The sequence below is a fragment of the Rhizobium sp. Leaf306 genome, from assembly GCF_001423425.1.
GTDB lineage: Bacteria > Pseudomonadota > Alphaproteobacteria > Rhizobiales > Rhizobiaceae > Neorhizobium > Neorhizobium soli.
The window spans coordinates 390,695-411,674 of sequence record NZ_LMNX01000003.1; the positions used below are offsets into that span (position 1 = coordinate 390,695).

Genomic DNA, 20,980 nt, shown 5'->3' on the forward strand with positions numbered 1-20,980 from the left:
GGGCGCCCGCGAGGCACACCGTAAACGAGGCTGAAGCAAACGAGGGCAAGTCATGAAGACGTCCATAGCGACCGTATCGATCAGCGGTGAACTTCCGGAAAAGCTTGCAGCGATTGCGCAGGCTGGATTCAGCGGTGTCGAGATCTTCGAAAACGACTTCCTGGCCTTCGACGGTACGCCTGCCGATGTCGGGCGAATGGTGCGCGATCACGGCCTTGAGATTACGCTGTTCCAGCCGTTCCGTGATTTTGAGGGCATGCCTGAACCGCACCGCTCGCGGCTGTTCGACCGTGCGGAGCGCAAGTTCGACATCATGCAGGAGCTGGGCACCGATCTGGTTCTCGTTTGCTCCAACGTGTCGCCGCTCGCGCTCGGCGGTATCGACCGGGCGGTGGCGGATTTCCACGAACTCGGGGAGCGTGCAGCGAGGCGTGGTCTGAAAGTCGGGTACGAGGCGCTTGCCTGGGGCAAGCACATTTCCGATCACCGCGATGCCTGGGAGGTTGTCCGGCGCACCAACCACCCGAATATCGGCATCATCCTCGACAGCTTCCACACGCTGTCGAGGCAGATCGACATCAATTCGATCCGCTCCATCCCGAAGGAAAAGATCTTCATCGTCCAGCTGGCCGATGCGCCGTTGATCGACATGGATCTGCTCTACTGGAGCCGCCATTTCCGCAACATGCCGGGCGAGGGAGATCTGCCGGTCGAAGCGTTTACCAGCGCCGTCGCCGAAACCGGCTATGACGGCTATTTCTCGCTTGAGATCTTCAATGACCAGTTTCGCGGCGGCTCGGCTAAAGCGATTGCTGCAGATGGTCACCGCTCACTGATCACACTTGGAGATCGGGTGCGGCGCAATCCGAATGCTTCGGGCCTGACGCTCCCGGTCATGCCGGACCGCAGCGCCGTGCAAGGGGTCGGCTTCGTCGAATTTTCGGCAAGCGAGGCCGACGCCGGAGAACTGGCCGGCATCTTGCGCACGCTCGGTTTTTCCAAGACCGCACAACACCGCAGCAAGAAAGTCAGCGTGTTTTCGCAGGGCAATATCAAACTGCTTCTGAATACGGACGAGATGGGCTTTGCGAGTGCATCCTACGCCGTGCACGGCACCTCGGCCTATGCAATGGCTTTGAAGGTGGACGACGCGCGCGATGCGATGGATCGTGCGGTGGCATTGGGCGCCGAAGTGTTCAATCAACCCGTCGAGACGGGCGAGGTGACGATCCCCTCTATCCGCGGTGTCGGCGGAGGTCTGATCTACCTGCTCGATGACACGACGGATCTTTCCCGCATCTGGGATATCGATTTCGCCCCAGTCGATGATGAGCATAAGAAGCAGGATGCCCACCTCCTGAGCGTCGATCATATCGCCCAGACGGTAGCGTATGAGGAGATGCTCACCTGGGTGCTTTTCTACACCTCAATCTTCGAGATGCAGAAGACGCCGATGGTCGATATCATCGACCCATCGGGCGTGGTGCGCAGCCAGGTTGTCGAAGCGCCGCAAGGCTACCTTCGCATTACCCTCAATGGTGCGGAAAACCGGCGAACGCTTGCTGGGCATTTTATTGCGGAGACATTCGGGTCCGGCATCCAGCATCTGGCATTCGAAACTGCGGATATCTTTGCGACGGCCGCGGCCCTGAAGGCGAACGGCTTCCGGCCCTTGCCGATCTCGCCAAACTATTATGGCGACGTGGAAACCCGCTTCGGTCTCGATCCGGACCTGACGGAGAGGCTAAAGGCGGAGAACATTCTCTACGACCGCGACGAGAACGGCGAATACTTCCAGCTCTATAGCGGCACGTTTGGGGAAGGCTTCTTCTTCGAGATCGTCCAGCGGCGCGATTATCGCGGTTATGGCGCTGCGAATGCGATCTTCCGTATCGCGGCCCTGAAGAAGCAGATCAGGCCGGAAGGTGTGCCACGGCTCTAGGGGTCGCGGGAGGCTTTGGTGATGAGGGGCGGGCCGGGTGGGCCGGCCCCTCATGCGTTTTTGGCTTAGCCGAACAGAACCAGGCTGCTTTTCAGCGTGACCCAGATGCCCCAGATCATGGGGATGCCGACGACGGCCCAGGCGAGAGCGGCCTGAGCGGAGAAGCCACCCTTGCCGATGCCGAATGAACCGGTCGGGCCGGCATTTGCAGCGGCAGTCTTTGCCTGCAGCGAGGCAACCTCTGCGTCGGACATAAACCACTTGTCGGCAAGCGGCCGCACCAGCGAGTTGGCGATGAGGCCAAGCACAAGCATGCCCGCAAGAATATACATCGTGCCGGTGTAGAGAGCCGGTCCCGGCGCAACGCCGGCAGCAATCTGCGCTTCACGAATGTAGTTCACCACGACCGGACCGACGATGCCGGCAGTCGCCCAGGCCGTCAGAAGACGACCGTGGATCGCGCCGACGAACTGGGTTCCGAAGATATCGGCAAGATAGGCCGGGATGGTTGCGAAGCCGCCGCCATACATGGACAGGATGATGCCGAATGCCAGAACGAACAGACCCTTGTTGCCGAGGTTGGCAAGTGTCGGTGCGGTGGCATAGAGGATGATGCCGAGGATGAAGAACGTATAGTAGGTGTTCTTGCGGCCGAGCTTGTCCGAAAGCGAGGCCCAGACAAAGCGTCCGCCGATGTTGAAGAGCGACAGAAGCCCGGTGAAGCCTGCAGCGATTGCTGCGATCTGTGCCTTCTGTCCAGCGTCGAGCTGCGCGAACGCGACGTCCGGCAGACCGATCAGCGAACCGGCGAAGATTTCCTGCAGCATCGGCGATGCCATGCCGATAACGCCGATACCGGCGGAGACGTTGAGGCAAAGCACGGCCCAGATCAGCCAGAACTGCTTTGTCTTGTGTGCGTCACGCAGGTGAACGTGCTTCGTGGTGATCATCGTCGACTTCGAAGCCGGCGGTGTCCAGCCTTCAGGACGCCATCCTGCCGGCGGGATGCGGTAGCCAAAGGCGCCACCCATCATGAAGCAGAAATAGATCGCAGCCATGGCGATGAAAGTCTGCCACACACCGACAGACACGTCGGTCTTGAAGAAGTTCATCAGAAGGTTGGCAAGCGGAGCGCCGATCATTGCGCCGCCGCCGAAGCCCATGATCGCCATGCCTGTCGCCATGCCGCGACGGTCCGGGAACCACTTGATCAGCGTTGAAACCGGCGAGATATAGCCGAGACCGAGACCGATGCCGCCGATAACGCCGGCGCCGACCCACATCATCCACAGCTGGTGGGTCATGACGCCCATGGCTGCGACGAGAATGCCACCGCACCAGCAGCAGGCGGAGACGAAACCAGCCTTGCGTGGACCGACCTTTTCAAGCCAGCCGCCCCAGATGGCGGCGGAGCAGCCGAGCAACACGAAGAACAGCGTGTAGATCCAGCCGAGATCGGCAACGCGCCAGTTGCAGCTCGTCGTAAACAGTGCCGTCAGCAGGCCCATGCCTGTGCATGACGGGTCGGCCGCACCTGGAATGGCGCGCGAAAGCGGCAGCCAGAATACGCTGAAGCCGTAGGCCATGCCGATGCAAAGGTGAATAGCGAGGGCTGCCGGCGGCACAAGCCAACGGTTGAAGCCCGGTTTTGCGATAATACGTTCCTTATCCAGGAGGCCCGCGTCAACGACGCCGCCTCCTGCTGTTCCTGCAACTGCCATAAAAGAAAATCCCTCTCTGAGTAATGGCTTTCAACGTGATCCCGCCACTGCCCTCCAGCTGAAGGCGAGCTCACGCTTTGCTTTCCGGTGTGATCTCCCGGAAAGCGGTTTCATCTGGCCCCGTTCCCTAACGTCCGGAAACACCCCCGGTCGTTCCCTCTTTGGTTCCCATACCCGTCCCGCTCGGTTCTGCCGGTCGGCGGATCAGTGTCGAAGCCTCGACGACAAGCGGCAGCAATCCTGCGCCGCCGGCATCGAGATGCTCGAATAGGTGCCGGCGCATGCGCGGCTCCCAGAATTTGTTGATATGCGTCGCAACGCCATTGGTTCGCACGCTCTCCGGCTGGGATAAGAAAAACGTGGCGATCTGGTTTGCCATCCGGACCAGCTTTTCGTGGCCGTGGGTTTCATGTGGCACTGTGTCGTCCAACTGATCATGCACCATCGGAAAAAGCTCCGATGGCGATCAGGCGACCCGTCATTGCAGCAGCCGGATACGGTCCGGAGATCCGCGCAGTTGAAGCGCGGCTGCCGTGATAGCTGAAACCTATCGTACGATTGGCTTGTACCGAGATTGAGCGAGTTGCACTGTTTCCGTTACGACGGCTAGTTTCAAGAACTGCACTTGCGACGAACAGTGGCGTCATAGGACTCTGCGACAAATTGGCACTCCCCCTTAATCTGGTTCTTGACCTGTTTGCAAGAGCCCTGCGGCCTCACCGATTGCCTATTTGCAATTGATAATTCCGATTACTCCGCAGCCTCCATTCGACCTGCGATGCGTCGCGATCTGCGCGACAGGTCGCCGTAGTCCTGCTGCCACTCCGTCGGGCCATTCGACGGCGAAACCTGCACCGCCGTGACCTTGTATTCCGGGCAGTTGGTGGCCCAGTCGGAATAGTCGGTCGTGATCACGTTCGCCTGCGTATCGGGATGGTGGAACGTGGTGTAGACGACACCCGGCGCCACGCGGTCGGTGATGAGAGTCCGCAGCGTCGTATCGCCGGCTCGGCTCGCGAGCTTGATCCAGTCGCCGTCCTTGATCCCGCGCTGCTCGGCGTCGTGCGGGTGGATCTCGAGACGGTCCTCCGCATGCCAGACGACATTGTCTGTCCGCCGCGTCTGCGCTCCGACATTATACTGCGACAGGATACGGCCGGTGGTGAGCAGCAGCGGGAAACGTGGCCCGGTGCGTTCGTCGGTCGCGACATATTCTGTGCGGATGAACTTGCCCTTGCCGCGCACGAAGCCATCGACATGCATGATCGGAGAACCGAGCGGATGCGCTTCGTTGCAGGGCCACTGCACCGAGCCCATCCTTTCCAGATAGTTGTAGGAAACCTTGGCAAAGCTCGGGGTCGTTGCGGCGATCTCGTCCATCACCTGCGACGGATGGGTATAGTTCCACGGCAGCCCCATGGCCTGCGCCAGTTTCTGCGTCACTTCCCAGTCGGCCAAGCCGTTCTTCGGGCTCATCACCTTGCGAACGCGGTTGATGCGCCGCTCCGCATTGGTGAACGTGCCGTCTTTTTCGAGGAAGGTCGAGCCCGGCAGGAAGACATGCGCGTAATTTGCGGTTTCGTTGAGGAACAGGTCGTGCACGACGACGCATTCCATCGCTTCGAGCCCGGCCGAAACATGTTTCGTATCCGGGTCGGACTGCAGGATATCCTCGCCCTGGATGTAGATGCCCCTGAACGTGCCTTCGACCGCGGCATCCAGCATGTTGGGGATGCGCAGGCCCGGCTCGTTGTTGAGCGTCACGCCCCAGAGCTTCTCGAACGTCTCGCGTGTGGCATCATCGGAGATGTGGCGATAGCCCGGCAACTCGTGCGGGAAGGAGCCCATGTCGCAGGCGCCCTGGACGTTGTTCTGTCCCCGCAGCGGATTGACGCCGACGCCGGGCCGACCGAGATTGCCGGTGACCATGGCGAGGTTGGCGATCGCCATCACCGTCGTCGAGCCCTGGCTGTGCTCGGTCACGCCAAGACCGTAATAGATCGAGCCATTGCCGCCTGTTGCAAACAGTCGGGCCGCTCCGCGCAGCAGATCCGCCGGAACGCCGGTATAGGTCTCCGTCGCTTCCGGGCTATGCGCGTCTTCCGAAACAAACGCCGCCCAGTCCTCGAATTCCGACCAGTCGCAGCGCTCGCGGATGAACGCTTCGGCAAACAGACCCTCGGTGACGATGACATGCGCCAGCGCCGTCATGACCGCCACGTTGGTGCCTGGCTTCAAGGGGAGGTGGAAAGCCGCCTCGACATGGGCTGAGCGGACGATATCGGTGCGGCGCGGATCGATGACGATGAGTTTTGCACCCTGCCGCAGCCGCTTCTTCAGCCGCGAACCGAACACGGGATGTCCATCGGTCGGATTGGCGCCGATGATGATCACCACGTCGGTGTGCTCGACGCTGTCGAAATTCTGCGTGCCGGCGGAGGTGCCGAAGGCCTGGCCGAGGCCGTAACCGGTTGGCGAATGGCAGACGCGGGCGCAGGTGTCGACATTGTTGTTGCCGAAGCCGGCACGGATCAGTTTCTGGACGAGGAATGTCTCTTCATTGGTGCAGCGCGACGAGGTGATGCCGCCGATCGACTCGCGCCCATACTGGTACTGAATGCGCCGGAACTCTGAGGCGACATGGCCGAACGCTTCTTCCCACGTCACTTCCCGCCAAGGATCGGAGATTTTCTCGCGGATCATCGGATTGAGGATGCGGTCCTTGTGGCTCGCATACCCGTAGGCAAACCGTCCCTTGACGCAGGAATGGCCACGATTGGCCTGACCGTCCTTCCACGGCACCATGCGCACCAGTTCCTCGCCGCGCATTTCCGCCTTGAACGAACAGCCGACGCCGCAATAGGCGCAGGTCGTGACCGTCGAATGCTCGGGCTGGCCGATTGCGATTACCGATTTCTCGGTCAGCGTCGCGGTCGGGCATGCCTGCACGCAGGCACCGCAGGAGACGCATTCGGAATCGAGGAAATGTTCGTGCGCACCGGGGGATACGCGGCTTTCGAAACCGCGGCCTTCGATCGTCAGCGCAAACGTGCCCTGCACTTCCTCGCAGGCGCGGACGCAGCGCGAACAGACGATGCATTTGGAAGGGTCATAGGTGAAGTAAGGATTCGACTCGTCCTTCGGCATCCACTTCGCATTGATCGCGCCGTCGCTCCGGGCCCTGACGTGGTTGTCGCCCTCGTAGCCATAGCGAACGTCGCGAAGCCCGACAGCACCCGCCATGTCCTGCAGCTCGCAGTCCCCGTTGGCAGCGCAAGTCAGGCAGTCGAGCGGGTGGTCGGAGATATAGAGCTCCATCACGCCCTTGCGGATCTGTTTCAGCCGCTCCGTCTGCGTGTGGACGACAATCCCGGGCGCGACCGGCGTGGTGCAGGAGGCCGGCGTGCCGTTGCGGCCTTCGACCTCGATCAGACAGAGCCGGCAGGACCCGAACGCATCCACCATGTCGGTGGCGCAGAGCTTCGGCACCTGAATACCGGCCTCCATCGAGGCCCGCATGATCGAGGTGCCGGCGGGAACGGTGATTTGGCGACCATCAATGGTCAGCGTCACCGTCTCGGTGGATTTCGAAGCGGGTGTGCCGTAGTCGATTTCATGAACGAGGGACATGATGCGTCTCCTGTTTGAACATGTTGGTGTGGACTGGGCGGCGGGGAGAAAGTCCCCCTCTGGCCTGCCGGCCATCTCCCCCACAAGGGGGGCGAACAGATGCCGCACCGAGTTCACCCAATCGGAAACGAGCGAGTGCAGCGATCTGAGCCCTCCCACCTGTGGGGGGGAGGGCGGCGAGCACAGCGAGCGGGAGGGGACTTGCTGCCCGCCCTTCGCTATAGCTGCGGGCATTCGTCATTCGAAAAGCCAAATCGTTGGCTTTTCGTCTGCTGAGCGGAGCACTCCTCATCATTCCGCCGCCTCCACCATCGGCACCGGCGCAAAATCCTCCGGAAAATGGTTCATCGCGCTCATGACAGGATAGGGCGTGAACCCGCCGAGCGCGCAGAGCGAGCCGAACTTCATCGTGTTGCAGAGATCCTCGAGCAGCACCTTGTTCTTGTCCGGCTCGATGCCGGCGCGGATCTTGTCGACGGTTTCCACGCCGCGGGTGGAGCCGATCCGGCAGGGGGTACACTTGCCGCAGCTTTCGATGGCGCAGAACTCCATCGCGAAACGGGCCTGTTTCAGCATGTCAGCGCTATCGTCGAACACCGAGATGCCGGCGTGGCCGATCAGCCCGCCTCTTTCGGCGAATGCCTCGTAGTCGAAGGGCGTATAGAACAGCTCGCGTGGGAAGTAAGCGCCGAGCGGACCGCCCACCTGCACCGCCTTGACCGGCCGCCCGGTCGCCGTGCCGCCACCGATATCATCGATGATCTGGCCGAGCGTCAGTCCGAAAGCCGTCTCGAACAGGCCGCCATGCTTGACGTTGCCGGCGATCTGGATCGGGATCGTGCCGCGTGAGCGGCCCATGCCGAAATCCCTGTAGAATTCGGCGCCCCGCTCCATGATCACAGGTACGGAGGCGAGCGAGATGACGTTGTTGACCACCGTCGGCCGGCCGAGGAAACCCTGGAGAGCGGGCAGCGGCGGCTTTGCCCGGACGACGCCGCGTTTTCCTTCCAGCGAATTCAAGAGCGACGTTTCCTCGCCGCAGACATAGGCCCCGGCACCGGAGCGGATCTCGATGTCGAAGGCATGGGCCGAACCGAGCACTGATGACCCGAGGATGCCAGCCGCGCGGGCGATCTCGACCGCCTCGCTCATCGTGGCGATCGCATGCGGATATTCTGAACGGGTATAGACGTAACCCTTTGTGGCGCCGGTCGCGATGCCCGCAATTGCCATGCCCTCGATCAGCACGAAGGGATCACCCTCCATGATCATCCGGTCGGCAAACGTGCCGCTGTCACCCTCGTCGGCATTGCAGACGATGTATTTCTGAGGGCCCGGCGCATCCATCACCGTCTTCCACTTGATGCCGGTCGGAAAACCAGCACCGCCGCGGCCGCGAAGACCGCTGTCGGTAACCATCGCGACGATCTCCGCCTGCGACATCGCGATGGCGCTCCGAAGGCCCACAAGTCCGTTGTGCCGCCGGTAATCCTCGAGCGACAGGGGATCGGTGATGCCGCAGCGGGCAAAGGTCAGCCGGGTCTGCTGACGAAGGAAAGGAATTTCCTCCGTCAGCCCCAGACAGAGGTCATGACCTCCGCCCTGCATCAGCCCGGCATCGAACAACCCGGCCACGTCGCCGGCTTTGACCGGCCCGTAGGCGATGCGCCCTTTGTCCGTTTCGACTTCGACCAGCGGCTCCAGCCAGACCATGCCGCGCGAACCGTTGCGGACAAGTCTGGCATCCAGCCGGCGGCTGTCGATTTCCTGGGCGATGGCTTTTGCCACCCTGTCTGCGCCAAGCGCCAGAGCTGCGGAATCGCGCGGAACGAAGATCGTAACCGTCATCGCCTTGCCTCCCGTACCATGTCGCCGAGACACTGCTCGTCGACCCGACCATAGAGTTCGCCGTCCATCATTGCGGCCGGTGCGCAGGCGCAGAGACCGAGACAGTAGACCGGCTCCAGCGTCACCGCGCCATCGAGCGTCGTCTCGTGAAAGTCGATCCCGAGAACCTGCCGGGCGCGATCCGCGATATGGTCGCTGCCCATCGACTGGCAGGCCTCGGCCCGACAGAGCTTCAGCACATGACGGCCCGCCGTATGATCGCGGAATTCGTGATAGAAGGTGACGACGCCGTGCACCTCGGCGCGAGACAGGTTGAGTTCGGTCGCGATCACCTGCTTGACCTCATCCGGCACGTAACCGAACTCCGCCTGAATGGCATGCAGGATGGGCAGCATCGGCCCCTCGAGATGCTTCAGGCTTGCGATAATGCTCAGCGACCGCGCGGTGAACTCACCGGCGGAAATATGCATGTTCATATGAGCGGCCTCCCCGCTGATCCCGCAAGCCGCCCTCCACGACAGCCAACGGGGTCAAAACACGTACAAGCTGGGCGAACCCAGCTTCACGATGCAGGAAAGTGTCTCATCTCATGATTTTTGGTCAATAGTGCAGAACGGTTACGCAATAGAACAAAGCTATCGCACAACCTGCCGCCATTCGGACGCGTCCGAGTCTTAACTGCAAGACCCGCAACTATAGCGATGCACGAATTCTCAGCAGAAGCCGTTCAGCTTAAGGATCTTGTGCGCCTCGATCGATGCGCGAAGCTCGTCTTCTGATGTTCGGCTGCCCTGGTTTGCATCGGGATGGTGCATCTTGAGGCGCTCCTTGTAGCGGAGCCTGATCTGCGCGGGCGTTGCGTCTTGCGGAAGTCCGAGTGTCTCGAACGCCTTTGCTTCGAGAACCTTGAGCTTTCTTGCCTGCTGTTCCGCCTTTTGCGCCTTGCGCTGCTCCGCGCTCTTTCGCGCGTTGAGCGCCTTTGCCGACCCGGAGCGGGTCGTCAGCGGCATCGGGATCTCGGTCGGCTGCTTGACGCCGGTGCCCAATGTCGAGCGCTGGCCAGCGACCGCTTCCTTCTGGTAGCGGGCGACCACAGGATCCGACTGGGCCGGGGAAAAGTTGTAGCCCTTGTTGTAGTCCTTGATGTGCTCGAGACAGAATAGAAGATACAGGCCTTCGCCGCCCTGGCCGACCGGCGCGCGGTGAGAACCCTTCTTCTCGCAGCCATCCCACTGGCATCTCGGCCCGGATGTGTCGCTCTGCGGCGCAGGCTTTTTGCGGATGGACTTCAGGCCCACAAATATCTTCGAATCGACTGTCATGGGTGTCTATATGGCGGCAACATGCGATGACAGCAAGCGGGGAACCTGCGTTCCACATTTATCCGTGTTTTTCAGAAAACAACTGTGCTTTTAGCGGCGATATCCGGCCTTGGTTACCGAGTGTCGCCGCAGTCATGTCCGGGCGCTTCAAATCAAAAACCGGTGAGACGGGGCAGCCAGGTCGACAGCGCCGGAATGAAGGTGATCACAAGCAGGATCACGACATAGGCGATGAGGAACGGTGTCATTTCCCGCGAGATCTCGCTGACCCTGATCCTGACCGCGGCCGACACGACATAGAGAAGCTGGCCGACGGGCGGAGTAATCAGCCCGATCGTCAGGTTGAGAATAACGATCATCGCAAAGTGGATCGGATCGATCCCCAGGCTGAAGGCGATCGGCGCCAGGATCGGCACCAGGATCATGACGCCGGGAAGGGGATCCATAAACGTGCCGAACAGCAGCAAAAGGACGTTGACGGCGAGAAGGAACATGATCGGGCTGAGGTTCCACGATATGATCAGGTCCGCCATATATTGCGGCACGCCTTCGATGATCAGCACCCAGGCAAAGGCTCGTGCGGCAGCGAGGATGAGCAGAATGCCGACGGTGATCATCGCCGAGCGGAAGATGATATCAGGCAGATCCCGCATGTGCAGGGAGCGGTAGATGAACATGCCGCAGAACAGCGAGTAGAATACCGCGATGACGGAGGCCTCGGTCGGGGTGAAGTACCCGGCGCGGATGCCGCCGACGACGATGACAATCAGGGCAACTGCCGGCATCGCGTAGACCGTCGTCCTTACCATCTCGGCAAGCGTCGGCCGCAGATCCATCGAGCGGTAGTTGCGCTTGCGGGAAATGTAGAAGTTCACCAGGCACATCGCGGCGGAGATCAGGAGACCAGGAATGACGCCCGCAACGAACAGGCCGCCGACCGAAACGCGATTGTCCTGCAGGGCATAGATGATCATGGTGATCGACGGCGGGATGATCGGATCGACGATCGCCACAGCCGCAGCCAAAGCGGATGCGTAGCGCTTCTCGTAACCGCTTTTCTCCATCATCCGGATCGTCATCGCGCCCGGTCCGGCCGCTGCTGCAAGTGCCGAGCCGGAAATGCCGGCAAACAGCGTTGTCGAGATGATGCTGGCATAACCGAGCCCGCCGCGGGCACGGCCGACGAACTGGGCAGCAAGGCGCAGGAGATGATGGGTGAGCGCGCCGCCCGTCATCAGTTCAGCCGCCAGGATAAAGAACGGGACGGCGAGCAGAGGGAAGCTGTCCACCCCTGAGAACATTTCCTTGATCACGACGATCTGCGGATAGCGGCTGCCGAGAATGACGGCGAGCCAGGTCGAAATCGCCAGCGTGAAGGCTATCGGCACGCCGACGGCCATCAGGATGAAAAACGAAACGAAGAGAATGGAAATCATCATGGTCAGGCAGCAACCGGCGGGAGGTCGTCTTCGCCCTGCAGCGCGCTCATGCCGCCGATGACGTAGGTGCGCAGAACCAGGAGAAGATGGATGGTCAAAAGGGTGAAGCCGATCGGGATCGCGAGATAGATATAGCCGAAGGGGATCTGCGTGGACGGCGTCGTCTGCAGCATCGTGCGGCCAACGTAGGTTTTGCCGGCCCAGATCATCACCGCGAAGAACGCGAACATGATGATCGCCGAGATGATGCGAAGGATGCGGGCTTTGCGATCTCCGACCGCGATCTGGACGTTGTCGATCGCCGTCAACGAACCGTGCCTGAGCGTAATGCCGGCTCCGATGAATGTCAGCCAGATCATCAGGTGGCGGGCAACTTCGTCCGACCAGGTGATCGACTGATTGGTGAGAAACCGAAGGCAGACGTTGAGAAACACCAGGATCGCCATCGCAGACAGTATAGCGATCAGCAGCCAGCGATTGAGATCGACGAAAATACGTTCGAATTTCTGCATTGCACCCCCGGCGCTCGAAGCGCCGCCCCTCGGATCGATCCTGCAACGGGCATCCACCGGAAGCGGACGCCCGTCGCGGTGTTTTCGGGCTTATTTCGTCGCGATGATCTGGTCGACAAGGTCCTTGGTGTAGGTCTTGTAGTAACCGTCATAGGCGGACTGTATCGACTTCTGGAACGCCGCCTTCTGCTCGTCGCTGAGCACGTTGACCTGCATGCCGGACGCCTTCGCCTTTTCCACGCCGTTCTTTTCGGAGGCGTCTACGAAGGCGCGCATGGCTTCCTTGCCCTTCAAAGCACCGTCCGCAAAGATCTTCTGTTCGTCCTCGGAAAGGCTTTCCCAGAACGATGGCGCCACGATCAGCATTGCCGGCGAATAGACGTGTCCGGACACCGTCAGATACTTCTGAACTTCCCAGAGCTTGGCGGAGACGATGACCGAAAGCGGGTTTTCCTGTCCGTCGATCGCGCCCTGCTGCAGGGCTGGAATGACTTCCGGCCAGGACATTGGCGTCGGTGCGGCACCAGCCGTCTTGAAGGCCGCGATATGGACCGGATTTTCCATGGTGCGGATCTTCAGCCCGGCCAGATCCTCCGGCTTTTCGATCGGCTGGCGGTTGTTGGTGATGTGGCGAAAGCCCTGCTCGCCCCAGGCAAGGGCGATCAGCTCGCGATCGCGGAACTTTTCAAGGATGCCTTCACCGATCGGTCCGTCCAGCACGGCGCGCGCATGCGTCAGGTCGCGAAACAGGAACGGAATATCAGTGACGCCAATCTCGGGTACGAAGTTGGAAAGTGCCCCGGAGGAGACCACGACGGCCTGGACGCCGGTTCCAAGCTGCAGGCCTTCGATGACTTCGCGCTCGCCACCCTGTGCGGAGGACGGGAAATGCGTGAACTTGAATTTGCCCTGGCTGGTTTCGGTAACGTATTTGTCCCAGCCATCGGCGGCGGCACCGTAATGGGAATCGCGCGCCAGCGCGTAGGCGATCTTCACCTCGGTTGCCTGTGCCAAGGCACCGGTTGCCCAGGTCGCTGCAAGGGTGGCAGCCGCAACGGCGCCAGCAAAAGTCCGTCTGTTCAACGCATGAAACACGTGTTTTCCTCCCGTAGAGCGCGTCGTCCTCATCCGCGCATGTGGACGACCTCCATCCGCGAAAACCTGATAGACGTCAAGTTCATCCAAGGCCGATAGAAGAGCCTCGCCGGAGGTATTTCGGTTGCAGTCTGATCGACGGCTGATGTCTGTGGTGGAAAAGACGCATCGCCTGCTTTCAGGCTCTGCAAGACGCAGGCTTTGGTCGAGGCGCACGACTTCGCCTCGACCGTCCGAAATCAAGGCCCTTCGCAGATCGGCGCCTGGCCGGTGATCGTCTCACCCACTTCCACGGCGTAGGCGCGCAGGCCATGTCCATCGAGGTTGATGATCCGGTAGCAGGGATTGCCGCCCGTCCAGAACGGCATCGGATTGGCAAGGTCTGTCACGAATCGATGGGCGCAGGCCTGACCGGAGCTGTAGGCGATGCCCTCGGCGCTCGTTCCCGACATCGGAACATGGATATGGCCGAACACGATATGACGGATGCCCGCTTTGTGGCCGGCAAGCCGGCGCATGATCCGCCCGTCGTCATGCATGCCGATGTGATCGAAATGGGCAATGCCGCAGTCGATCGGCGGGTGATGGATAAAGACTGTGACCGGGTGCTGGCCGGCGCTATCGAGCGCCTCGTCCAGAAACGCCATGCGGTCTTCGCCGTAGATACCGCCGATGACGCTCGCCTCATGGCTGTCGAGAAAGACAAGCCGCCCGAACTCGGTGTCGAGGAAGGACTGTACGTATCCGTTTGCATCGACCGGATGGGCAGGGAAGGCCGCCCTGAAATTGGGCCGGTCGTCATGGTTGCCGAGCATCAGGCGCACTTCGAACGGTACGGGCGCCAGGATATCCTTGAGGATGTCGTAGGCTTCGGGATCACCGTGATTGCAAAGGTCGCCGGTCATCACCAACAGGTCCGCATCAGCGTGCTTCTCGAGGACATCAGCCACGGCTGCGCGCAGCTGTTTCTCGGGGTCGACACCGTTCACGGACTGGCCTGACAGCATCAGGTGCGTATCGGTGATCTGCAGAATTTTCATCGTCGGTCTCTTAAAATAGGAGTTGGTCGCGGGGAGGCTCCCCGCGACCTTGGGCATGGTGTCCGCGATTACTTCATCAGGGCGTTGGTCTGCTCGACGATCTGCTTCAGACCGGCCTCAGGCGTGACTTCGCCGCGCATGACGGTGCCGATGATGTCGCGCTGGGTGCGCCAGATGCGCACGGAATCGCCACCCGGATAACCGGCCCACGGCAGCGAGCGCTCAGCCTGGAGCGAAGCGGTTTTGACGTTCGGATGCTCGGCATAGTAGGGCGCCAGGAATTCCGGACCGGTGGCCAGCTTGTTGGTTGGCAGGTAGCCGGTGATGCGAACGATGACGTTCTGCGCTTCCGGACCTGTCACCCACTTCATATACTTCCAGGCTGCGTCCTGCTTTTCCTTGTCCTGGGTCAGCATCACGGCCGAGTTTCCGCCGGTCGGTACGCCGCCCTTTCCAGGGTTATCCAGCGGGAAGGTCGAGGTCACCAGCTTGAAGCGGTCACCGACCAAGGCTTCGATCGTCTGCACATGGGCAGGCGTCGAGAAGATAAAGCCGGTGAGGCCTGCACCGAACTGCTGACGCGACTGGTCCCAGTCAAGCAGGTTCTGGCCGCCTTCGGTGACGAAGCGACGGGCGAGCTTCAGAGCGTTGAGGCCGATCTCGTTGTCGAAGCCGACGGTCTTGGTGGTCTCGTCGACCAGCTTGCCGCCCTGATTGGTGATAAGCGCCTGCCACAACCAGTCATCCGGCCACAGGTTGATATCGTAACCCATGCCGGACACCTTGGCGTCCTGCGCATGGATCTTGTTCGCAAGCTGGATCAGGCCGTCGAATGTCTTCGGCATGTTGTCCGGATCGCCGCCGGCTTTGCGCACCAGTTCGGCGTTGACATAGATGATCGGCGAGGATGCGTTGACCGGCAGGCCGTACTGCTTGCCGTCGACCATGCCCAGCGCTGACATCTTCGGCGAATAGTTCTTGTCGAGGAAAGCCTGGCCGCCATCCTTTTCAATGAACGGAGCGAGATCGTTGATCTGCTTGCGCGGTGCCAGTGTGTGGACCAGTTCTGCCGTCAGATTGTAGCCCGAGAAATAGACGTCCGGCAGGTTGCCGGTGACGGCTGCGCGCAGAACCTGCTGCTGGCCGTCGTTATAGCCGGGCGCTGGCGCCAGGAAGTTGATCTTGACGTCCGGATTGTTCTTCATGAACTCATCGGCCAGCGGCTGATGGAATTTCGTGAAGCCCGGCAGGTTGTAGAGCACGTTCAAAGTGACATCCGCTGCAGATGCTTGCGTGGAAAAGCCTGTCAGCGCGAGGCCGAGAGCCAGTCCGCCAAGCGCGGTCCGTCTGGTGATATGCATTTTGGTCTCCGAAGAGTTCGGTTGGGGGAGGGAGGAGGAGAGCAGTTACTTCACGCCGGTCATGGTGATGCCGGCGATGAAATGTTTTCTGGCAAGAAGGAAGCAGACAACCATCGGGGCCGTGATAATCGTCGCACCCGCCATCAGTGCGCCGTAGTTCGCGCCGGACTCTACGTCCGCGAAAAACAGCATGCCGAGCGGCGGCGGCGCCAGATTGGTGTCGGTGACAACGATCATCGGCCAGTAGAGGTCGTTCCAGTGGGCGACCAGCGAGAACACCGAGAAGGCCGCAAGCGAAGGCAGAGAGCCGCGCAGCACCAGCCGGAAGCAGATCTCGAGTTCCGAAAATCCGTCCATGCGTGCGGCCTCGATGATCTCGTCGGGATAGCTGCGGAACGACTGGTTGAAGAGGAAAATCGCAAAGACCGAGAGAAGAAACGGCATCATCATTGCGAAATAGGTGTTCAGCAGCTGCGCTTTTGCGAGGCCGACGAAGAGTGGCAGGGCAAGCGCCTGGATGGGCACGGTCAGTGCGGCGATGACCAGTGTCAGCAGAAGTTTGCGGCCGGGAAAGCGAAGCTTTGCGAGCGCGTAGGCTGCAGGCACCGCAGTCAGTACCTGCACGATCAGGATGCCGAAGCAGACGATCACGCCGTTCATCATGAAGCGGAGCATCGGAACCTGACTGGCGGCCCGCGAATAGTTGTCGAGGGCTGCAAATTTCTCCGGGATCGGCCAGAGCGAGACGCTGAAGATCTCGGCGGGCGAACGGATGGAGGTCAGAAACATCCAGTAGAACGGCAGCAGCATCACGAAGGCCCCGGCGGCCAGAACGACATGCGGCAAATATCTGCGGAGCGCGGCCATCAGTAATGTACCTTCCGGTCCATATGCACCGTCTGGCCGATCGAGAGTACCAGCACGATGGCAAGGAAAATCAGGGTGAGGGCGGCCGCATAGCCGGTGTTGGAATATTCGAAGCCTTCGAGGTAGAGCGCGAACAACAGCACTTCCGAGCCTGAACGACCCTTGGTCAGAACCGCGACGGTTTCGAAAACCTTGAATGCCGATATCGACGTGGTGACGATGACGAACATCATGGTCGGTCCCAGCATCGGCAATGTGACCGTCAGGAAACGGTCGATCGGGTTCTTCGCGCCGTCGAGCCTCACGGCCTCGTGCAGATCCTTCGGGATCGCGGTCAGACCGGCCAGAAAGAGCACCATGTTGAAGCCCAGCACCTGCCAGATGCCGATGATCGCCATGGTCGGGATCAGCAGCGAAGGGTTGGACAGAAAGCCGACCGGCTCGAAGCCGAACCACTTGATCGCCGCATTGACCGGCCCGAGCGAGGGATGCAGCAGGAACTGGAACACCGTTGCCATGGCCACGAGCGTTGCCGTCACCGGCAGAAAATAGGCGATCTCCCAGAAGCCGCGGCTGCGCTTGCGGTTATAGACGAGAAGTGCCACCCCGAGCGCCAGGATGACACCCGCCGGAATGACGATGACCGCGTAAAGCACCGTGTTCCACAATGCCCGCAAGAATACCGGATCGCTGAACGCCTTGCGAAAGTTGTCGAGGCCAACGAAGCTGGTGGACATGGCGCCGAGCTGATAGTCCGTGACCGAGAAGACGGCGAGAACAAGCATCGGAATGATGTAGATGGCGAGCATCAGCAGCACAGCCGGAGCAACGAAGAAAAGCCCCCGCCGCGCCATGCGGCGTGCAGTCGACGATTTGCGTGGCCGGGCCTCTGAAATTGCCTCTACCGTTGAAGCCGCCATACTCACGCCGGCACCTGTTCGTGAACGGTGATCTCGCGGCGCTTCTCGTCGGACCCGAAAAGATGGACGCCTTCCTTTGAAAACGCCAACCGAACATTTCCATCCGCATCCGCGCCAAGATCGTCACCGACCCGCTGCCGCATGACGATAGAAATGGATGGGTCGCAGATGAGATTGAAGGTGACGAAACGGTCGGCACCCTGCGTTTCAGTCCGCACGAGGCTTGCCTCGATGCCATCAGCTGCGGGAAAAACGTCTTCGGCGCGGATGCCGAGTGTCGCAGGTCCCGGCCATGCATTTCGTGCGGTGATGCCAAGCTTTTGTCCAAACAGAACGATCTCTCCGGATGCGTCCAGCTCGACGGGCAGGAGATTGATCGATGGCGATCCGATGAAACGCGCCACGGTCAAGGTCGATGGGCGCCGGTAAAGTTCATCCGGCGTGCCGAGCTGCTCGATGCGACCTTCCGACATCAGGGCGATGCGGTCCGACATGGTCATCGCTTCGATCTGGTCATGGGTGACATAGATGAAGGTGGCGCCAAGGCGGCTGTGCAGGTTGGTGAGTTCGCCCCGCATATGAGCCCGCAATTTTGCGTCGAGGTTGGACAGCGGCTCATCCATCAGGAATGCAGAGGGCGAACGGACCAGGGCGCGGGCAAGCGCCACGCGCTGGCGCTGTCCGCCCGAAAGCTGTGCCGGCCTGCGATCGAGCAGGTGGCCGATCTGCAGCACGTCGGCTGCTTCTTTCACCGAAGCGTCGATCTCGCGGAGCGTTTCGGCATTCGCGATCATGCGCCCGATCAGCGGCAACCTCGACCAGACCGAAAGGCGGCGCATGCGCAGCGGCGTCGCGATATTGTCGCGCACGGTCATATGAGGATAGAGCGCGTAGGACTGGAAGACCATCGCCAGATTGCGGTCGGACGGATCCACATCGGTGACGTCGCGGCTGCCGATCGACACCGTTCCGCGATCCGCGGTCTCAAGGCCTGCGATGATCCGGAGCAACGTGGATTTGCCGCAGCCGGACATGCCCACGAGCGATAGAAACTCGCCAGGACGGATGGATAGGTCGATGCCCTTCAGGACGTCGTCGGCCCCGAAGCCTTTCCCGATGCCGGCAATGTTAAGCGATTGAGGCTGCATTCTGAGCTCCTTTTCGAAGGGGCTATGCAGCCGCGACATGACTGTGTTGCGACAGTTTTGAGAAGGTTATGTAACGGAGGAGGAGGGCGGGAGGTGGACTGGTGGGTGCCGGGCCTGACCCTCAGGCATCCGATCGGCGTATCGGGTAGCTCACTGAGATCCAGTAAAAATGATGCGAGACCGACTTTCTGGCGCATGTCACTGAGAATTCGCCATGGATTTACTTACGAAATCAAGAGGGCATCGGAGGGTCACTTCTGGTGCCGCATTGCGATACTTCGGTACATGGAGAGCGCGCATTAAGGACTGTAATCGCGTGAAAGGCGAAGAAACACGCAAAATCGTTGGCGATGCCGAGCGTGTTCTGCCGGAAAGCGTGTAGATCGACAGGATCGGTGGCGGCTCTTGTCCATCAAACCCCCGTACTTCAATCACTCCAACCAAGGTAGCGTACCCTTCGGCATGCTTGAGCCAATCAATGTCGCTCCCCCGGCAAGGCTCAACACGAGGAGGGTTGAGAGAACTGCGACTGCCGCTGCGCCAGTCGAGTTTCCTTCATACTGAAGAGCAAAAATCATCACACCTATGGTTTCATTTCCCGACGACCAGAGCAGTGTCGAAAGCGTCAGCTCGTTGAGCGCCGTCATCACGACCAGAATCGCCCCGGCAGCCGCGGCCGGTAGCACGCCGGGCAAGAAGATGGACAGGATGCGGCGATTAAGACCGGCGCCGGTAATGCGAGCCGCCTCGTCCAGTGCGGGGTCGGCTGATTGCGCGGCGGCGGCCACGGGCCGGAGCACCAGCGGCAGGAAGCGCGAGAGATAGGCGATGACGAGGATCGCCATGGTCCCGTAGAGCGACAGCCCGATCAGCGGCAGCGGCTTGAGGAACGCGAGGATCATGCCGAGCGCGACAACAGTGCCGGGAACGACCCAGGGCCCCTCGATGACGAAATCAAGCAGCCGGAGCACAGGATTTGTACGGCGTTGAGAAAGAAAGGCCAGCGGTACGGCCACCAGCATCGAAATTGCGGCCGTGATCACGGCGAGCAGCAGCGAATTGGCAAAAGCCCTTCGCACGGTCGGATTGTCGAGCACGGCGCGGAACTGGTCGAGGCTTATCGTGTCGGGTCCGAAGGCCACCCCGATGGCCGGCAAGAGCGCAGTCATGGTCAGCGCCGCGAGCGGCACGAGCGACAGGATGAGCACCACGATCCACAGCAGGAACTCGATTACAGGCGCGCGGCGGGTAGGCACGAAGGGTGTCCCGGCCGGAAGCGGCACGGCGATGCGGGTCGTGACGATGTTGCGCAGGACGATGGCAAGCGCCGCCATGGCAGCGAGCATCAGCGCCAGTGTCGCCACTTGGCCGGCGGCGGCCGGGCCGAAGCCGTTCAGCCGTTGGTAGATCAACGTTGTCAGGACCGAGATGCGGCCCGGAATGCCAAGAAGTGCCGGCACGCCGAAATTGCCAATCGCCGCGGTGAACGCGATCAAGCTTCCAGCCAGCACCGAAGGCATGACGATGGGTAAGACGATTCCGAGGCCGATCCTGCCTGGCGAAATACCGAGGATGCGCGCGGCCTCGACAAGGTCGGCCGGCAGTGCCCGCAGCGCCGCCCGGACAGCAATGAAAACCAGCGGCATGTGTTCGATGCCCATCACAAGCGCGATCCCGCCAGTTGAATAAAGCGGGTTGGTGGAGCCCGGCGGTGGCGCAAGGCCGAGCGGTTTCAGGATCGGCGACTGCGCGCCAAAGAGTTCAATCCAGGCAAGCGCCATGGTTTGCGACGGCACGATCAGCGGGATCAGGATGAGAAAGGTCAGTGCGGCGCGGGTGCGGAGTTTCAAAAGGCTGACTGCAAAGGCGAGCGCCACGCCGATGACAGTCGACACGGCAACGGACAGAAGCGCGGTCTGCAGCGTTCCCGAGAGCGCCCTGAGTGCCGAGCGACTGGCGAGCGTGGTCAGCATCAGCCCGAGCGGCGTGCCGTCCTCGCCGGGTTGGAAGGCGGCGGAAAAGAGCCGCGCGAGCGGCCATAGCGTCGTGAAGGACACGTATAAAACGAGAAGGGAGACGAGCAGATGCTCGCCTCCCAAACGATGCGGCCGGCCCATAACGGGTCTGCGGATCAT

16 protein-coding genes are annotated in these 20,980 nt (G+C 61.0%); 1 reads left to right on the forward strand and 15 read right to left on the reverse strand.

Features of this window, described 5'->3' with window-relative positions; translation table 11 throughout:
* The first annotated feature begins 52 nt into the window (after nucleotides 1-52).
* Nucleotides 53-1,942: a sugar phosphate isomerase/epimerase and 4-hydroxyphenylpyruvate domain-containing protein gene (locus ASG19_RS15260; RefSeq protein ID WP_062459046.1), complete on the forward strand. Its 1,890-nt coding sequence runs from the start codon at nucleotides 53-55 to the stop codon at nucleotides 1,940-1,942.
* Nucleotides 1,943-2,007: 65 nt separating this feature from the next.
* On the opposite strand, the gene ASG19_RS15265 is transcribed toward ASG19_RS15260, so the two are convergent.
* The 15 genes from ASG19_RS15265 to ASG19_RS15335 form a co-directional block, all read right to left on the reverse strand.
* Nucleotides 2,008-3,663, reverse strand: coding sequence for an OFA family MFS transporter (locus ASG19_RS15265; RefSeq protein WP_062459050.1), 1,656 nt, complete (start codon nucleotides 3,661-3,663; stop codon nucleotides 2,008-2,010).
* 127 nt (nucleotides 3,664-3,790) lie between these two features.
* Nucleotides 3,791-4,108, reverse strand: a complete 318-nt coding sequence (locus tag ASG19_RS15270; protein ID WP_062459053.1) for a formate dehydrogenase subunit delta — start codon at nucleotides 4,106-4,108, stop codon at nucleotides 3,791-3,793.
* Between the two features lie 305 nt (nucleotides 4,109-4,413).
* On the reverse strand, nucleotides 4,414-7,293 hold the full coding sequence (gene fdhF / locus ASG19_RS15275) for a formate dehydrogenase subunit alpha (protein WP_062459059.1): 2,880 nt from the start codon (nucleotides 7,291-7,293) through the stop codon (nucleotides 4,414-4,416).
* Between the two features lie 291 nt (nucleotides 7,294-7,584).
* On the reverse strand, nucleotides 7,585-9,141 hold the full coding sequence (locus ASG19_RS15280; RefSeq protein ID WP_062459062.1) for an NADH-quinone oxidoreductase subunit NuoF: 1,557 nt from the start codon (nucleotides 9,139-9,141) through the stop codon (nucleotides 7,585-7,587).
* Entirely contained in the window at nucleotides 9,138-9,617 is a 480-nt protein-coding gene (locus ASG19_RS15285) for a formate dehydrogenase subunit gamma (protein WP_062459065.1), read from the reverse strand. The genes ASG19_RS15280 and ASG19_RS15285 overlap by 4 nt, the downstream gene beginning before the upstream one ends.
* Before the next feature lie 237 nt (nucleotides 9,618-9,854).
* Nucleotides 9,855-10,463, reverse strand: a complete 609-nt coding sequence (locus ASG19_RS15290) for a J domain-containing protein (protein WP_062459068.1) — start codon at nucleotides 10,461-10,463, stop codon at nucleotides 9,855-9,857.
* Between the two features lie 152 nt (nucleotides 10,464-10,615).
* Nucleotides 10,616-11,902, reverse strand: coding sequence for a TRAP transporter large permease (locus tag ASG19_RS15295; protein ID WP_244476187.1), 1,287 nt, complete (start codon nucleotides 11,900-11,902; stop codon nucleotides 10,616-10,618).
* A gap of 2 nt (nucleotides 11,903-11,904) precedes the next feature.
* Nucleotides 11,905-12,414 carry a TRAP transporter small permease gene (locus ASG19_RS15300; protein WP_062459070.1) on the reverse strand — a complete coding sequence of 170 codons (510 nt, stop codon included), beginning with the start codon at nucleotides 12,412-12,414 and terminating at the stop codon, nucleotides 11,905-11,907.
* A gap of 90 nt (nucleotides 12,415-12,504) precedes the next feature.
* The gene (locus ASG19_RS15305; protein WP_244476188.1) at nucleotides 12,505-13,509 is read right to left on the reverse strand and encodes a TRAP transporter substrate-binding protein; all 1,005 of its coding nucleotides are present in this window, start codon (nucleotides 13,507-13,509) and stop codon (nucleotides 12,505-12,507) included.
* Between the two features lie 239 nt (nucleotides 13,510-13,748).
* Nucleotides 13,749-14,549 (reverse strand): phosphodiesterase, encoded by an 801-nt coding sequence (locus ASG19_RS15310; RefSeq protein ID WP_062460408.1) that lies wholly within the window; start codon nucleotides 14,547-14,549, stop codon nucleotides 13,749-13,751.
* A gap of 68 nt (nucleotides 14,550-14,617) precedes the next feature.
* Nucleotides 14,618-15,910 carry an ABC transporter substrate-binding protein gene (locus tag ASG19_RS15315; RefSeq protein ID WP_062459073.1) on the reverse strand — a complete coding sequence of 431 codons (1,293 nt, stop codon included), beginning with the start codon at nucleotides 15,908-15,910 and terminating at the stop codon, nucleotides 14,618-14,620.
* 45 nt (nucleotides 15,911-15,955) lie between these two features.
* Nucleotides 15,956-16,777 carry a carbohydrate ABC transporter permease gene (locus ASG19_RS15320; protein ID WP_062459075.1) on the reverse strand — a complete coding sequence of 274 codons (822 nt, stop codon included), beginning with the start codon at nucleotides 16,775-16,777 and terminating at the stop codon, nucleotides 15,956-15,958.
* Nucleotides 16,777-17,697, reverse strand: a complete 921-nt coding sequence (locus ASG19_RS15325) for a sugar ABC transporter permease (RefSeq protein ID WP_062459086.1) — start codon at nucleotides 17,695-17,697, stop codon at nucleotides 16,777-16,779. The genes ASG19_RS15320 and ASG19_RS15325 overlap by 1 nt, the downstream gene beginning before the upstream one ends.
* A 2-nt stretch (nucleotides 17,698-17,699) precedes the next feature.
* Nucleotides 17,700-18,845, reverse strand: coding sequence for an ABC transporter ATP-binding protein (locus tag ASG19_RS15330; protein ID WP_062460410.1), 1,146 nt, complete (start codon nucleotides 18,843-18,845; stop codon nucleotides 17,700-17,702).
* Nucleotides 18,846-19,276: 431 nt separating this feature from the next.
* Entirely contained in the window at nucleotides 19,277-20,980 is a 1,704-nt protein-coding gene (locus tag ASG19_RS15335) for an iron ABC transporter permease (protein ID WP_062459089.1), read from the reverse strand.

Coding starts and splice junctions, on each gene's coding strand:
- ASG19_RS15295 (WP_244476187.1), bottom strand. CDS start 11,902: ATGATGATTTCCATTCTCTTCGTTTCGTTTTTCATCCTGATGGCCGTC.
- ASG19_RS15315 (WP_062459073.1), bottom strand. CDS start 15,910: ATGCATATCACCAGACGGACCGCGCTTGGCGGACTGGCTCTCGGCCTC.
- ASG19_RS15260 (WP_062459046.1), top strand. CDS start 53: ATGAAGACGTCCATAGCGACCGTATCGATCAGCGGTGAACTTCCGGAA.
- ASG19_RS15320 (WP_062459075.1), bottom strand. CDS start 16,777: ATGGCCGCGCTCCGCAGATATTTGCCGCATGTCGTTCTGGCCGCCGGG.
- ASG19_RS15285 (WP_062459065.1), bottom strand. CDS start 9,617: ATGAACATGCATATTTCCGCCGGTGAGTTCACCGCGCGGTCGCTGAGC.
- fdhF (WP_062459059.1), bottom strand. CDS start 7,293: ATGTCCCTCGTTCATGAAATCGACTACGGCACACCCGCTTCGAAATCC.
- ASG19_RS15280 (WP_062459062.1), bottom strand. CDS start 9,141: ATGACGGTTACGATCTTCGTTCCGCGCGATTCCGCAGCTCTGGCGCTT.
- ASG19_RS15300 (WP_062459070.1), bottom strand. CDS start 12,414: ATGCAGAAATTCGAACGTATTTTCGTCGATCTCAATCGCTGGCTGCTG.
- ASG19_RS15335 (WP_062459089.1), bottom strand. CDS start 20,980: ATGATCCGCAGACCCGTTATGGGCCGGCCGCATCGTTTGGGAGGCGAG.
- ASG19_RS15265 (WP_062459050.1), bottom strand. CDS start 3,663: ATGGCAGTTGCAGGAACAGCAGGAGGCGGCGTCGTTGACGCGGGCCTC.
- ASG19_RS15290 (WP_062459068.1), bottom strand. CDS start 10,463: ATGACAGTCGATTCGAAGATATTTGTGGGCCTGAAGTCCATCCGCAAA.
- ASG19_RS15310 (WP_062460408.1), bottom strand. CDS start 14,549: ATGAAAATTCTGCAGATCACCGATACGCACCTGATGCTGTCAGGCCAG.
- ASG19_RS15330 (WP_062460410.1), bottom strand. CDS start 18,845: ATGCAGCCTCAATCGCTTAACATTGCCGGCATCGGGAAAGGCTTCGGG.
- ASG19_RS15325 (WP_062459086.1), bottom strand. CDS start 17,697: ATGGCGGCTTCAACGGTAGAGGCAATTTCAGAGGCCCGGCCACGCAAA.
- ASG19_RS15270 (WP_062459053.1), bottom strand. CDS start 4,108: ATGGTGCATGATCAGTTGGACGACACAGTGCCACATGAAACCCACGGC.